Genomic DNA, 14623 nt, shown 5'->3' on the forward strand with positions numbered 1-14623 from the left:
AACACCATGCCCATTCCCGACCTGCTTGCCGGCCGCCTGAGCTTGCCCGCCATTGGCGCGCCCATGTTCCTGGTGTCTTTCCCGCCGCTGGTGATGGCCTTGTGCCGCGCGGGCGTGGTGGGCACCTTCCCCCACGTCAACGCCAGGCCTTCCTCGCAACTCGACCAGTGGCTCGACGAACTTCGCGCTGGCCTTGCAGCCGCTGCCAGCAGCGATCCAGCGGCGGCGGTGGCTCCCTTCGGCGTGAACCTGGTGTGCCACCACAGCAACCCGCGCTTCCTGCCCGATCTGGCCATCGTGGTGAAGCATCGCGTGCCGCTGGTGCTCACCAGCCTGGGCAACCCGGCGCCCGTCGCCGAAGCCGTGCACGCCTATGGCGGCGTGGTGTTTTCCGACGTGGTCACCGCCGCGCAGGCACGCAAGGCCGCCGCAGCGGGCGTGGACGGCCTCATCTGCGTGGGTGGAGGCGCGGGCGGCCATGCCAGCCACCAGAGCATGTTTTCGCTGGTGCGCGAAATTCGCGAATTCTGGGACGGTTGCCTGGTGCTGGGCGGCGGCATCAACGACGGCTGGCAGATCCGCGCCGCCGAAGCGCTCGGTGCCGATCTGGCGTACATCGGCACGCGCTTCAATGCCACGCAGGAGTCCCACGGGCAGCAGGCCTTCAAGCAGATGATCGTCGACTGCGGTGTCGATGACCTCGTCAACACCGATCGCTTCACCGGCGTGCACGCGAACTTCCTGCGTCCTTCCATCGAGCGCTTCGGCATCGACGTGGCCACGCTGCCCCCCAAGCGGCCCGACATCGCCGCGATTGCCGACGGCGATGCCAAGGCCTGGCGCGATTTCTGGAGTGCGGGCCACGGGGTGGCCACCATTCACGACATCCCGCCGGTGCGGGAACTCGTGGACCGCATGGCCGCCGAGTACGCCGCAGCCTGCCGCTTGCCGGTGAGCCCTGCGCTGCGCGGAAACAGCGAGGCCATCCTGCCATGACGCCCACGCACCGCACCGTGCGGTTCGAGTGCGAGCGCGGCATCGCCCGCGTGACGCTCGACCGGCCCGCGCAACTCAACGGCCTGTCGGCCGACATGCACTGCGATCTGCGCGAAGTGCTGACCGTGCTCGAACAGGACGACACGCTGCGCTGCGTGCTGCTGACCGGCACCGGGCGCGGATTCTGCTCGGGCGCCGACCTGGCCAGCACACCCGAATGCGGCCCCGATGGACGGCGCGACCTGGGCACCATGCTCGAGCGCGACTTCAATCCCCTGGTGATGCGGCTGCGTGCCTTGCCCGTGCCCGTGGTGGTGGCGGTCAATGGCGTGGCAGCCGGTGCGGGCGTGAGCCTGGCGCTGGCGGGTGACGTGGTCCTGGCCGCGCAAGGTGCTTCGTTCGTGCTGGCCTTCGTGCGCATCGGGGTCATGCCCGATGCCGGCGCCACCTGGATCCTGCCTCGCCTGATCGGTCCGGCTCGCGCAATGGCCTTGTGCCTGCTGGGCGAGGCGATGACCGCCGAAGCGGCGCAGCAGGCCGGCCTGATCTGGCGTGCGACATCCGCCGACGCGCTCATGCCCGAGGCCGAGGCGCTGTGCGCGCGATTTGCCAGCGGTCCGGCCCTCGCACTGCGCCACATCAAGACCGCCTTGCAGGCCGCCCCGGAGGCAACGCTGCACGAGCAACTGGCCCTGGAAACCCGCCTTCAGCACGAACTCGGCCGCAGCGACGACTGCATCGAGGGCGTGAACGCTTTTCTCGAGCGGCGAGCGCCGCGCTTCACGGGTCGGTAGGCGGCCAAGCGCTTGCCGACCTTCTTTTTCCTCCCTTCCCCCAACCAAAACCCTGGAGACATCGATGAGAAACAAGAAAGCCCTGCTGAGCCTTCCCCTGTTGGCCCTGTCGGCCGCCGCGTCCGCGCAGAGCAACGTGACCCTGTTCGGCGTGCTGGACACACTGGTGGCAGTCGGCCACGGCAGCGTGTCCAACCGGACCCAGCTCACCCATTCCGGCAACACCACGACGCGGCTGGGCTTTCGCGGTGTCGAAGACCTCGGCAGCGGATGGTCCGCCGGCTTCTGGCTGGAAGCGGGTGTCGCTACCGACACGGGTGCGGGCTTCGCTTCCAACGTGAACAACCAGCCGGCCGCAGGGCCTGGCCTCGGAGGTGCCCAGGGTCTGACCTTCAACCGGCGCTCCACGCTGAGCCTGTTCAGCCCGTTCGGTGAGCTGAGGCTGGGCCGCGATTACGTGCCCACCTACAGCAACATGGGCGCGTTCGACTCCTTCGGCAATGCCGGCGTCGGCACCAGCATCTCTGCGCTGCTGGGCGTCACGTCCAGCACGCCGGCGGGCATTCGTGCGTCCAACAGCATCGGCTACATCCTGCCTTCCGGCCTGGGCGGCTTCTACGGCCACGCCATGGTGGCGTTTGGGGAGAATGCGGCTGGCGCCACCGAAGACGATGGCAACTACCAGGGCTTCCGCCTGGGCTGGGCGCAAGGCCCGATCAATGTGGCCTTCGCCACCGGCAAGCTCAAGCAGCTCGGCAACGACTCACGCCCCGGCAACGTCGGCATCTCCTACGATTTCGGCAATGCGAAGGTGGCCTTTGGCTACGCGAACGAACGTCTGGGCACGGTCAAGGGCGAAGGCATCCAGACTGGCGTGGAATGGCGCGTGGGCTCCGGCCTGGTGCGCGCCTCCTACGGCGACTACCAGCGCAAGACCGGCCTCGAGCCCAAGACCCGAAAACTGGCGGTGGGCTATGTACACAACCTCTCCAAGCGCACGGCCGTCTACGGTACGCTGGCGCACGTGAGCAACCGGGGTGGCGCGACGTATTCGCTCAATGGCTCGGTGACCGGAGCCAACGCCTCGTCGCGCGGCATCGACCTGGGCTTGCGCCACAGCTTCTGATGAAAGAGCGGATGGGGGGCCGCACGGCTCCCCTGGCGCTCAGATCGGATCGGCCAGCAGCTTGGACAGCGCGGCGATGTTCGCGGCGCTGGGCACCTGCGGTTTCATCTCGTCTTCCTCGGCCGTTGCATTTTCGTGCGCCTGAATGGCATTGACCATGGCGTACTGGCTCTCCCACGACAGCGTCTTGCCTTCCGGGCACAGGTCGCGCACGGTGCCGAACCAGTAGTAGCCATCCTTGCCGCCGAAGAGCTGGTCGATGCCGCCCGCATCGCCCGGCTTCAGGCCGTGCGCGGCCAGGATGAGCTTGAGCTTGTGGTGGGAGGCGGAGTAGTGCATGGGGGCAGTGGGTGGTAGGCGGGTCGGCGATTGTACTTAAGGGCATGACGCCGGCGCAGGCATAAGATGTCTGGCACTGAGCTTGCTTGGGTGGGCCAGTCCTAGGAGCTTCCCATGACGTCCGCAGATTCTTCGTCGCCGACAGGCCTCGTGGCCGCTGAAGTACCACCCTCGCCCAACTCGCCGCATCCCCGGCACATCCGCCTCACCTCGCATTCCGGTGGTTTCGGCGCGCTGCCCATCCAGTGGGGCGCGGCCACTGCGCGGGAGCGCGGGCCGGTGGTGGGCACCACGCTGAACCTGGCGCATCGCAACGTGATCGGCACGCACAGTGGCAGTTACAGCGTGTATCGCGCACTGGCGGTGGCGGCAGGGGCGCTCAAGCGTGAGCATCGGGCCGACCTCACCAACACCTCGCCCACCGACATCATTGGCCCCTATCCGCAGTGGGCCGACCCGGAGAAGATCGTCAGCATCGACCCCTGGGGTGCGGTGGTGGCCGATGTGTACGCCACCGAACTGGGCGCGGGCTACGACATCCGTCCCACCATCGCCGTGACCAAGGCGCACGTGATCCTGCCCGAGGTGATCGATGCCTTGCTGAAAGGTCGGCTCAAACCCGACGGCAAGTTCCTCACGCCGGGTGGCGCGGCGGTGGTGACCAAGGTGGCGGTGGAACCGGTCTGGTACCTGCCGGGCGTGGCGAAGCGCTTTGGCTGCAGCGAGACCGACCTGCGCCGCGTGCTGTTCGAGGAAACCGGCGGCATGTACCCCGAGCTGGTCACGCGATCGGACCTCTCGGTCTTCCTGCCGCCCATTGGCGGGCAGACGGTCTACATCTTTGGCGAGCCGCGCGACCTCGCCAACCCGGATGTGACGCTGACGGCCCGCGTGCACGACGAGTGCAACGGCTCCGACGTGTTCGGTTCCGACATCTGCACTTGCCGGCCTTACCTCACGCACGCCATCGAAGAATGCATCCTCGGCGCGCAGCGCGGCGGCGTGGGGCTGGTGGCCTATTCGCGCAAGGAAGGCCGCGCGCTGGGCGAAGTGACCAAGTTCCTGGTCTACAACGCGCGCAAGCGCCAGGTAGGCGGCGACACGGCCGACCAGTACTTCGCCCGCACCGAATGCGTGGCCGGCGTGCAGGACATGCGCTTCCAGGAACTCATGCCCGACGTGCTGCACTGGCTGGGTGTGCAGAAGATCCACCGCCTGGTGTCCATGAGCAACATGAAGTACGACGCCATCACGGGTGGCGGCATCGAGGTGGGCGAGCGCATCAACATCCCGGACGAACTCATTCCCGCCGACGCGCGCGTGGAAATGGACGCCAAGATGGCGGCGGGCTACTTCACGCCGGGCCTGGTGCCCGGCGCGGAGGAACTCAAGATCGCCAAGGGTCGGGGGCTGGGCGCTTGAGCGGCATTCAGCCCGAGGCCGATATGGCCACCGCCGCCGGGGCGGTGAGTGCGCTGCGTTCTACCGTGGCGATTCGCGAGCGCGCCCAGGCCTTGCTGGTGCGGGCCCGCGCGGGCAAGTCGGCCAACTTCGCGGTGGATGATGCTGCCTTGAAATCGGCCGCCCGCACCGTGGCCGAGCTCACGCGGCAGCGCTTCCCCGACCTGCGCATCCCGTACCACAGCCGCTGGCGCCACTTCGAGGCCGGGCAGGTGGACCGGCGGGCGCAACTCGATGCGCTGCTGGGTCCGGTGGATGCCAGCGAGCGGGCACGCACGCAGATCGACCTGGCGCTGGTGAGCGTGCTGCTCGATGCCGGTGCGGGCGCCGCCTGGCGCTATGTCGAAACCGCAAGTGGACAGAGCTTCTCGCGCTCCGAAGGCCTGGGCGTGGCGAGCATCCATGCCTTCACCGCCGGCCTGTTCTCCGGCGATCCGGCGCAGCCGTTGCGCGTGGATGCAGCGGGCCTGGCCGCACTCACCGCCGAAAAGCTGGGCGAGGCGTTTCAGGTGAGCGAGGGCAATCCGCTGATCGGACTCGAAGGCCGGGTCGATGTGCTGCGCCGTCTTGGCGTGGCGATGCTCGGCCACACCGGAACCTATGGGCCAGCCGGGCGCCCGGGTGCGCTGTACGACGCCCTGCAGGCACCCACACTCAAAGCGCACGACATCCTCAAGACGCTGCTCGACACGCTGTCGGACATCTGGCCCGCGCAGAACCGGCTGGGTGGCATCGCCGTAGGCGATTGCTGGCGGCACGCCGACGTGCAGGGCCCGGGGCTCACCGAGGGCTGGATGCCATTCCACAAACTCTCGCAATGGCTGACCTATTCGTTGCTGGAGCCGTTTGAATGGGCCGGCGTGAAGGTGGACGGGCTGGATGCGCTCACCGGTCTGCCCGAGTACCGCAACGGCGGCCTGCTGATCGATGCTGGCGTGCTGCGTCCCTTGCCCGCCGACCACGCCACCCGCACCTGGCAGGCTGGCGACGAATTCATCGTCGAATGGCGGGCACTCACCGTGGCCTTGCTGGATGAACTCGCGCCGCTGGTGCGCACCGAGCTGGGCCTGCAGGCCCATCAGCTTCCGCTGGCCTGTGTGCTCGAAGGCGGCACATGGGGGGCGGGGCGGCTGCTGGCACAGCGCTTGCGTGGCGGTTTGCCGCCCTTCCACATCGCCAGCGATGGCACGGTGTTCTGACTCTTTCCACCCTCAAGGGCTACCACCATGAGCAACGTCCACCTCATCAACCACCCCCTGGTGCAGCACAAGCTCACCCTGATGCGCCGCAAGGACGCCAGCACCAACAGCTTCCGTCGTCTGCTCAACGAGATGGCCATGCTCATGACCTACGAGGTCACGCGCGACATGCCCATGCAGGACATCGAGATCGAGACACCGCTGGAGACGATGCAGGCCAGGGTCATCGACGGCAAGAAGCTGGTGTTCGTCTCCATCCTGCGCGCGGGCAACGGCATCCTGGACGGCATGCTCAGCGTGGTGCCGGGCGCGCGCGTCGGCCACATCGGCTTGTACCGCGACCCGAAGACGCTCACGGCGGTGGAGTACTACTTCAAGATGCCGACCCACATGAACGAGCGCGACGTGATCGTGGTCGACCCCATGCTGGCCACTGGCAACTCGGCGATTGCCGCCGTGGACCGTCTCAAGGAGATCGGTCCCAAGTCCATCAAGTTCGTCTGCCTGCTCACCTGTCCCGAGGGCATCGGCGCGTTGCAGCGCGCGCACCCCGACGTGCCCATCTACACCGCCGCGATCGACCGCGAGCTCAACAGCCACGGCTACATCCTTCCCGGCCTTGGCGACGCGGGCGACCGCATCTTCGGCACGCAGTGACACCGTTCCGTTTCCTGTTCTGTCCCCACCTACCAAGGAGTCGCGCCATGTCCCTCACTTCCCTTCGCCGCCGCCCGCTGCTGGCCCTGGCCGCCGCGCTCGCGTTGTCGTCCCCAGGCCTCGCACTGGCCCAGGCCAAGCTGAAAGTCGCCGCCATCTACACCGTTCCTTTCGAGCAGCAGTGGGTGAGCCGCATCCACAAGGCGCTCAAGGCCGCCGAGGCGCGTGGCGAGATCGAGTACAAGGCCACCGAGAACGTCGCCAACGCCGACTACGAGCGCGTGATGCGCGAATACGCCACCGGTGGCAACCAGCTCATCGTGGGTGAGGTGTTCGGCGTGGAAGCCGCAGCGCGCAAGGTGGCGAAGGACTTTCCCAAGACATCGTTCGTGATGGGTTCGTCCGGCAAGCCGCAGGCGCCCAACTTCAGCGTGTTCGACAACTACATCCAGGAGCCGGCCTACCTCACGGGCATGATCGCCGGCGGCATGACCAAGACCAACAAGATCGGCCTGGTCGGCGGCTTCCCCATTCCCGAGGTCAATCGCCTGATGCACGCCTTCATGGCGGGTGCCAAGGAGACCAACCCCAAGGCCGAGTTCACCGTGAGCTTCATCAACAGCTGGTTCGATCCGCCCAAGGCCAAGGAAGCGGCCTTCGCCATGATCGACAAGGGCGCCGACATCCTCTACGCCGAACGTTTCGGTGTGTCCGACGCGGCCAAGGAAAAAGGCAAGCTGGCCATCGGCAACGTGATCAACACCCAGGACCAGTACCCGGACACGGTGGTGGCCTCGGCGCTGTGGAACATGGAACCTTCGATCGATCGCGCCATCAAGCTGGTCAAGGAGGGCAAGTTCACCGCCGAAGATTACGGCCCGTACTCGATGATGAAGCACAAGGGTTCTGAAATGGCGCCCCTGGGCACCTTCGAGAAGAAGGTGCCGGCCGAGATCGTGGCGAAGGTGAAGGCGCGTGAGGCAGAGATTCTCTCGGGCAAGTTCACCGTGAAGGTCGACGACAGCCAGCCGAAATCGAGCAAGTAACCTCATCCGTCCTCCAGGGAGCTCCTCATGAACGTCTGGAACCCATGGCGCGCCGCCGGAATGGCGTGTGTGCTCGGTGCCGGCTTGCTGCTCGGCGGCTGCGCGGGCACCGCACCACACGCCGCATCGGCTGCATCCGCCGCACCTGCCAGGACCGCCACCGCAGCGGCCGGTTGGCTGGATGCCACACCGCGGGTGGCGGTGCTCTCGGCCTTCGCGCCGGAGTTGGTGCTGCTGCGCCAGCAACTGACCGAGCCGGTCACCCACCGGGTGCAGGGCGTGGAATTCACCACGGGCGTGCTGGCCGGGCGGCCGGTGGTGCTGTTCCTCTCGGGCATCAGCATGGTCAACGCGACCATGAACACGCAGCGTGTGCTGGACCGCTTCAACGTGCGGGCCCTGGTGTTCAGCGGCATCGCCGGTGGCGTGAACCCGGGTCTGCACATCGGCGACGTGTCGGTGCCGCAGCAGTGGGGCCAGTACCTGGAAGTGCTGATCGCCCGTGAATCCGGCCCCGGCCGGTACACCGCGCCGCCGTTCATGAAGGACGCCATGCACCCCAACTACGGCATGTTCTTCCCGCGCAGCGTGGAGGTGGTGACGGCGCAGCGCCAAGAGGTACATCGCAAGTTCTGGTTCGAGGTCGACCCCGGCATGCTGGCCGCGGCGCGCCGGCTCGAGGTCCCACTGTCCGCGTGCACGGCGCCGGGCAAGTGCCTTTCGCGCTCGCCCAGGCTGGTGGTGGGTGGCAACGGTGTCTCGGGCCAGGCGTTCATGGACAACGCGTCGTTCCGCGAATACACCTTCAAGACCTTCGAGGCCAACGTGCTCGACATGGAAACGGCCGCCGTGGGCCACGTGGCCTACAGCAACGGCGTGCCTTACATCGCCTTCCGCTCGCTGAGCGACCTGGCCGGCGGCGGCGAGGGCGAAAACGAAATGGGCACTTTCTTCGGACTGGCGGCCGACAACTCCGCCAAGGTGCTGCTGGCCTTTTTGCGCACGTGGCAGCCGTGACCGACGCGCCAGCGTCGGGCGAGCGCCAGACGGTATTGCGTCTTGTGGGTATCACCAAGCGCTTCGGCGCGCTGGTGGCCAACGACGCGATCTCGATTTCGCTCGACGAGGGCGAGGTGCTCGCGCTGCTGGGTGAGAACGGGGCCGGCAAGTCCACGCTGGTGTCGATTCTGTTCGGGCACTACGTGGCCGATGAAGGCGAGATCGAGGTGCATGGTCAGCGCCTGGCACCAGGGCAGCCGCGCGCGGCGCTGGCGGCCGGCATCGGCATGGTGCACCAGCACTTCACGCTGGCCGACAACCTCTCCGTGCTCGACAACGTGATGATGGGCACCGAGCCGCTGTGGCGGCCGTTGTCGCGCCGGGCCGAGGGCCGTGCGCGCCTGGTGCAGGTGGCCGAGCGCTTCGGCCTGGCCGTGCAATGCGATGCGCTGGTGGGCAGTCTTTCGGTGGGCGAGCGCCAGCGCGTGGAGATCCTGAAGGCGCTGTACCGGGGCGCGCGCATCCTGATCCTGGACGAGCCCACCGCGGTGCTCACGCCGCAGGAAAGCGAAGCGCTGTTCGCCACGCTCTCGCAGATGGTGGCGCAGGGCCTGTCCATCATCTTCATCAGCCACAAGCTGGCCGAGGTGCTGCGCGTTTCGCACCGGGTGGCCGTGCTGCGCCAGGGGAAGCTGGTGGCCGAAGCGCCGGTGGCCGGCACCACGCAGGCACAACTGGCGCAGTGGATGGTGGGGCATGCGGTGGACGCGGCCGAGCGCCGGCCGGCCGGCGCCGTGGGCCGCGAGGTCTGCACCTTGCGCGAGGTCAGCACGCCGTCGGGTGTGCGCGACCGGCTCGATGGGGTTTCGCTGAGCCTTCGCGCGGGCGAGATCCTGGCCATCGCTGGCGTCTCGGGCAACGGCCAGGTGGCGCTGGCGGAGTTGCTGTGCGGCATGCGTGCCGCCAGTGCGGGCGAGGTGCAGTTCCAAGGGCAAGCTTTGCGCGCCTCGCCGGCCTGGCTGGTGTCGCAGGGTGTGGCCCGCATCCCGGAAGACCGGCACGCCGTGGGCGTGGTGGGCGATTTGCCGGTGTGGGAGAACGCCGTGGCCGAGCGCCTGCGCAGCCGGGCGTTTTCGCGTGGCCCCTGGGTGCGGCTGCGTGCGGCGCGGCGGCACGCGCAGCGCGTGATCGAAGCCTTCGACGTGCGCGGTGGCGGGCCGGCCATGCCCGCGCGTGCGCTCTCGGGCGGGAACATGCAGAAGCTCATTCTGGGACGCGCCTTGCTTTCTCCGGAAGGTGAGGCCGCAACACCTGTCCTGATCGTCGCGCACCAGCCTACATGGGGACTCGACATCGGTGCCGTGGCTTACGTGCACCGCCAGTTGATCGAGGCGCGCGACGCCGGCGCAGCGGTGCTGGTCATTTCAGACGACCTCGACGAGGTCATGGCGCTGGGTGACCGCATCGCCGTGATGCACCAGGGCCACTTGACAGAAGCCTTGCCCGCGGATGCATGGACGCGCGAGCGCATCGGCCTGGCCATGGCGGGGGCTGGACATGCGGTTTGAGCGGCGGGCGCAGGCCTCACCGCTGGCCGTGGCTGGTGCCTCGGTCATCGCCATTGCGTTCACGCTGCTGGTCAGCAGCGGGCTGGTACTCTGGGCCGGCGCGCCCGTGGGCCAGACCTTCGGCTTGCTGATGCAGGGTGCGTTCGGCTCGCTCTTCGCCTGGAGCGAAACCCTCACACGCGCCGTGCCGCTCATGCTCACGGGGCTGGCCGCCATGGTGGCATTCAAGGCGCGCCTGTTCAACATCGGCGCCGAAGGCCAGCTGTACGCTGGCGCGCTGGCGGCGGTGGCCGTGGGTGGGCTGCATGGTGGCACTGGGCTCGGATGGCCGGTGTGGCTGCTGTTTCCGCTCATGATGCTGGCCGCCGCGCTCGCCGGTGCTCTGTTGCTGCTGGGACCTGCGCTCATGAAACTGCGCCTGGGTGTGGACGAGGTGGTGACCACGCTGTTGCTCAACTTCATTGCGCTGTTGCTGGTGTCTGCGTTGCTCGACGGTCCCATGAAAGATCCCATGGCCCTGGGCTGGCCACAGAGCGTGGCGCTGATGCCGGAGGTGGAGCTCGGCCGGCTCGTCGAACGCACGCGCCTGCACACCGGCCTGCTGTGGGCGGTCTCGCTGGCCGTGATGCTCTGGGTGCTGATCAAGTACACCGTGCTGGGCTTCGACATTCGCGCGGTGGGCGCCAATGCGCGGGCCGCCGCCTTTGCCGGCGTGCCGGTCACGCGCACGGTGGTGCTGGTGGCGCTGCTCTCGGGCGCACTCGCCGGGTTGGGCGGCGCCATTGAGGTGGCGGGGCGGGCCGGCTACGTCACGCTGGACATGTCGCCGGGCTACGGCTACAGCGGCATCGTCATCGCCATGCTCGCCGGCCTGCACCCATTGGGGGTGATCGCGGCGGCGGTGTTCATCGCGGGTGTGCTGGTGGGTGCCGACAGCATGAGCCGCGCCATCGGTGTGCCCACCTACCTGGCCGACGTGATCGTGGCCGTGTCGCTGCTGTCGGTGCTGGTGGCCAGCCTGCTCGCGCAGTACCGCCTGCGCCGGAGCTGAGTCGCCATGAGCGAGTGGATCGACATCCTCACCAACCCCGCGTTCTGGATTGCGGTGCTGCGCATCGCCACGCCCCTCATCCTGGGCACGCTGGGGGTGTTGTGGTGCGAGCGTGCGGGCGTTCTCAACCTCGGCATCGAAGGCATCATGGTTGCCGGCGCGCTGGCCGGCTGGCTCGCGGTGTACCTGGGTCTGCCGCTGTGGAGCGGGGTGGCGGTGGCAGCGCTCACCGGCGCGGTCTTCGGCCTGCTGCACGCCGCGCTCACCGTGGGTCTGGCGCTCTCGCAGCACGTGGCGGGCCTGGGCATCACCCTGCTGGCCACGGCGCTGAGCTACTTTGCCTACCGCGTGAGTTTTCCGAAGGTGAACACACCGCCCACCATCACACCCTTCGCGCCCATGGAGTGGCTCGGCATCCCGGTGCTGTCCGCCCAGACGCCGCTGACCCTGCTGGCGCTACTGGCCGTGCCGGTGTTCGCCTGGGTGCTCTACCGCACGCCGGCCGGGCTGGCTGTGCGCATGGTGGGCGAGAACCCTCAGGCCGCCGAAGGGCAGGGCCTGTCGGTGGCGGCGGTGCGCACCAGCGCCATCGTGCTCGGTTCGGCCCTCATGGGCGTGGCCGGCTCCTTCCTCACGCTCTCGGCTTTCAACGCCTTCTTCTTCAACATGGTCAACGGCCGGGGCTGGATCTGCGTGGCGCTGGTGGTGTTCGCCTCGTGGCGCCCCGGCAAGGCGCTGCTGGGCGCGCTGCTGTTTGCCTTCTTCGACGCGCTGCAGTTGCGCCTGCAGCAATCCGGTGGCAGCGTGGTGCCCTACCAGATCTACCTGATGCTGCCGTACGCCTTGTCCATCCTCGCGCTGGTGCTGGTGGCGCGCCGCGCGGCGTATCCTCAGGCGTTGATGAAACCCTACCGCAAAGGTGAACGCTGATGCTCGACCTGCTGATCACCCAGGCCAGCCTGCCCGACGGCCGTACCGGCATGAGCGTTGCCGTACAGGGCGGGCACATCGTGGAGGTGAGCCCCGGGCTGGATGCGCCCGCGCACGAAACGCTGGATGCGGGCGGCCAGTTGCTCACACCGCCTTTCTGCGACCCGCACTTCCACATGGACGCCACGCTCAGCTACGGCCTGCCGCGCGTCAATCAGAGTGGCACGCTGCTCGAAGGCATTGCGCTGTGGGGCGAGCTCAAACCCTTGTTGACCGAAGAAGCGCTGGTGGAACGCGCGCTGGCGTACGGCGACTGGGCCTTGGCCAAGGGTCTGCTCGCCATTCGCAGCCACGTGGACACCAGCGACCCCAGCCTGCGGCCGGTGCGTGCCATGCTCGAAGCCAGGAAGCGCATGGCGTCGTACCTGGACGTTCAACTTGTCGCCTTCCCGCAAGACGGCGTGCTGCGCTCACCGGGAGGGCTCGACAACCTGAAACGTGCACTGGACCTGGGCGTGGATGTGGTGGGTGGCATCCCGCACTTCGAACGCACCATGGGCGAGGGCGCAGCCAGCGTAAGGCTGCTGTGTGAACTGGCCGCCGAGCGAGGCCTGCCGGTGGACATGCATTGCGACGAGAGCGACGACCCGCTCTCGCGCCACATCGAGACCCTGGCCTTCGAGACGCAGCGCCTGGGTTTGCAGGGGCGCGTGAACGGCTCGCACCTCACTTCCATGCACAGCATGGACAACTACTACGTGAGCAAGCTGATCCCGCTGATCGCCGAGTCGGGTGTGAGCGCCGTGGCCAACCCGCTCATCAACATCACCCTGCAGGGCCGGCACGACACCTACCCGAAGCGGCGCGGCATGACGCGTGTGCCCGAGCTCATGGCCGCCGGCGTCACGGTGGCTTTCGGCCACGACTGCGTGATGGACCCCTGGTACTCGCTGGGCAGCGGCGACATGCTGGAAGTGGCGCACATGGGCCTGCATGTGGCGCAGATGACCAGCCAGGCCGGCATGCGCCAGTGTTTCGACGCCGTGACGACGAATGCGGCGAAGGTCATGGGCCTGGGCAACTACGGGATCGCGCCGGGCAAGGACGCCAGCTTCGTGCTGCTGCAGGCGCGCGACCCCATCGAGGCCATCCGCCTGCGTGCCACGCGCCTGAAGGTGTGGCGCAAAGGACGCTTGTTGTCGGAAATGGCGCCGGCCTGCGCGCGGCTGTCACTGCCAGGTCGTCAAGGGGTCTTGCCATGAACTCGTTCGGTAGACGCGCCCAGGGCGAACGGCTGGAGCGCATGCGGGCATCGAATCTTTGGACTGGCGAAGGCTTTCGCAACCAGCATCCCGTGTTGCCGGGATTGCGGGATGCCAGCGTGCCCCGGCCCACGCTCAAGGAGTTCCTGAGTTCCGGTGGGCGGCGCACACCGGGCGGGCCGCTGCCGTCCGTCGATCCGCGCGAGGCCTGGAGCCGACCGGTGCAAAGCGGCCTGCGCGCCACGTGGCTGGGCCACTCCACCGTGCTCATCGAGATCGACGGCCACCGCGTGCTGACCGATCCGGTGTGGGGCACGCGCGCCTCGCCCTTTCGCCTGCTCGGTCCCAAGCGCTTCCAGCCGGTGCCGCTGCGCCTGCGGCAGATGCCCGAGGTGGACGTGGTGGTGATCTCGCACGACCACTACGACCACCTGGACTACCCCACCATCCGGGCGCTCGCCAGACACAGTGCCGTGCCCTTTGTCACCTCGCTCGGCGTGGGCGCCCACTTGCAGGCCTGGGGCGTGGCGGCCGAGCGCATCACCGAACTCGATTGGTGGGAAAGCCACCGAGTGCCGGGAACAGGCCTCACCATCACCGCCGCGCCCTCCCAGCATTTCTCGGGCCGCGGCTTCAAGGACCGCAACGCCACGCTGTGGTCTTCGATGGTGGTGCAGTCCGAGCGCCACCGTGTGTTCTTCAGTGGCGACACTGGCCTCACCACCGAATACGCCGCCATCCGCGAACGGCTGGGCCCGTTCGACCTGGTCATACTCGAGGTGGGCGCCTTCCATCCGGCGTGGGGCGACATCCACCTGGGGCCGGTCAACGCCCTGAAGGCCCACGCGCTGCTGGGCGGTGGTGCCTTCCTGCCCGTGCACTGGGGCACCTTCAGCCTGGCCATGCACGAGTGGGATGAGCCGGTGGAGACGCTGCTGAAGCTCGCGCCCTCGCACGGCACGCCCCTGCTCATGCCCCGCCTGGGCGAAGCGGTCGAGCCCGCGCATCTTCAGGCGGTGGTGCCCTGGTGGCGCGGGTTGGAGGTGGGGGACGAAAGCCCGGGCACCCCACCGGCATCCAGAATTCAACGAGACCTGCCCTGGCCGCTGGACTGAGGACCGGCCCTCGCGCCATTCCTTGCCACCATGCCGGGAACTCTGCGGGCCGGGTGCGTTCCATCAGCGGGTGAAAAAAC

Annotated in this window: 14 protein-coding genes; 13 read left to right on the forward strand and 1 reads right to left on the reverse strand. The window is 68.0% G+C overall.

What is annotated here, in order from left to right; genetic code table 11:
• Positions 1-6: 6 nt before the first annotated feature.
• The 3 genes from ACTIF6_RS04505 to ACTIF6_RS04515 all read left to right on the forward strand — a co-directional run bounded on the left by ACTIF6_RS04505 (position 7) and on the right by ACTIF6_RS04515 (position 2916).
• A complete protein-coding gene (locus ACTIF6_RS04505; RefSeq protein WP_439586810.1) occupies positions 7-996 on the forward strand; it encodes an NAD(P)H-dependent flavin oxidoreductase in 990 nt (329 codons plus the stop codon).
• The gene (locus tag ACTIF6_RS04510; RefSeq protein ID WP_439586811.1) at positions 993-1790 is read left to right on the forward strand and encodes an enoyl-CoA hydratase-related protein; all 798 of its coding nucleotides are present in this window, start codon (positions 993-995) and stop codon (positions 1788-1790) included. The genes ACTIF6_RS04505 and ACTIF6_RS04510 overlap by 4 nt, the downstream gene beginning before the upstream one ends.
• A gap of 64 nt (positions 1791-1854) precedes the next feature.
• Positions 1855-2916, forward strand: a complete 1062-nt coding sequence (locus ACTIF6_RS04515; RefSeq protein WP_439586812.1) for a porin — start codon at positions 1855-1857, stop codon at positions 2914-2916.
• A gap of 39 nt (positions 2917-2955) precedes the next feature.
• On the opposite strand, the gene ACTIF6_RS04520 is transcribed toward ACTIF6_RS04515, so the two are convergent.
• Complete coding sequence (locus ACTIF6_RS04520) at positions 2956-3255, reverse strand: hypothetical protein (RefSeq protein WP_439586813.1); 300 nt, start codon at positions 3253-3255, stop codon at positions 2956-2958.
• Between the two features lie 114 nt (positions 3256-3369).
• Here ACTIF6_RS04520 and ACTIF6_RS04525 point away from each other — a divergent pair, with 114 nt between their 5' ends.
• Genes ACTIF6_RS04525 through ACTIF6_RS04570 form a run of 10 tightly spaced genes read left to right on the forward strand, consistent with a single transcriptional unit; the run spans position 3370 to position 14543 of the window.
• Positions 3370-4677 (forward strand): GTP cyclohydrolase II, encoded by a 1308-nt coding sequence (locus ACTIF6_RS04525; protein WP_439586814.1) that lies wholly within the window; start codon positions 3370-3372, stop codon positions 4675-4677.
• Positions 4678-4682: 5 nt separating this feature from the next.
• Positions 4683-5915: a URC4/urg3 family protein gene (locus tag ACTIF6_RS04530; RefSeq protein ID WP_439586932.1), complete on the forward strand. Its 1233-nt coding sequence runs from the start codon at positions 4683-4685 to the stop codon at positions 5913-5915.
• Positions 5916-5942: 27 nt separating this feature from the next.
• Positions 5943-6572, forward strand: a complete 630-nt coding sequence (gene upp / locus ACTIF6_RS04535; RefSeq protein WP_439586815.1) for a uracil phosphoribosyltransferase — start codon at positions 5943-5945, stop codon at positions 6570-6572.
• A 47-nt stretch (positions 6573-6619) separates the two neighbouring features.
• The gene (locus ACTIF6_RS04540; RefSeq protein WP_439586816.1) at positions 6620-7618 is read left to right on the forward strand and encodes a BMP family protein; all 999 of its coding nucleotides are present in this window, start codon (positions 6620-6622) and stop codon (positions 7616-7618) included.
• A gap of 27 nt (positions 7619-7645) precedes the next feature.
• A complete protein-coding gene (locus tag ACTIF6_RS04545; protein WP_439586817.1) occupies positions 7646-8635 on the forward strand; it encodes a 5'-methylthioadenosine/S-adenosylhomocysteine nucleosidase in 990 nt (329 codons plus the stop codon).
• Complete coding sequence (locus ACTIF6_RS04550; RefSeq protein ID WP_439586818.1) at positions 8632-10185, forward strand: ABC transporter ATP-binding protein; 1554 nt, start codon at positions 8632-8634, stop codon at positions 10183-10185. Before ACTIF6_RS04545 ends, ACTIF6_RS04550 begins: the two co-directional genes overlap by 4 nt.
• Positions 10175-11236 carry an ABC transporter permease gene (locus tag ACTIF6_RS04555; RefSeq protein WP_439586819.1) on the forward strand — a complete coding sequence of 354 codons (1062 nt, stop codon included), beginning with the start codon at positions 10175-10177 and terminating at the stop codon, positions 11234-11236. Before ACTIF6_RS04550 ends, ACTIF6_RS04555 begins: the two co-directional genes overlap by 11 nt.
• 6 nt (positions 11237-11242) lie before the next feature.
• Entirely contained in the window at positions 11243-12166 is a 924-nt protein-coding gene (locus tag ACTIF6_RS04560; protein ID WP_439586820.1) for an ABC transporter permease, read from the forward strand.
• Positions 12166-13428, forward strand: coding sequence for an amidohydrolase family protein (locus tag ACTIF6_RS04565; RefSeq protein WP_439586821.1), 1263 nt, complete (start codon positions 12166-12168; stop codon positions 13426-13428). The genes ACTIF6_RS04560 and ACTIF6_RS04565 overlap by 1 nt, the downstream gene beginning before the upstream one ends.
• Positions 13425-14543: an MBL fold metallo-hydrolase gene (locus tag ACTIF6_RS04570; RefSeq protein WP_439586822.1), complete on the forward strand. Its 1119-nt coding sequence runs from the start codon at positions 13425-13427 to the stop codon at positions 14541-14543. The genes ACTIF6_RS04565 and ACTIF6_RS04570 overlap by 4 nt, the downstream gene beginning before the upstream one ends.
• Positions 14544-14623 lie beyond the last annotated feature (80 nt).

The sequence above is a fragment of the Hydrogenophaga sp. genome (assembly GCF_051860785.1).
In the GTDB taxonomy this organism is placed as follows: Bacteria; Pseudomonadota; Gammaproteobacteria; order Burkholderiales; family Burkholderiaceae_C; genus Hydrogenophaga.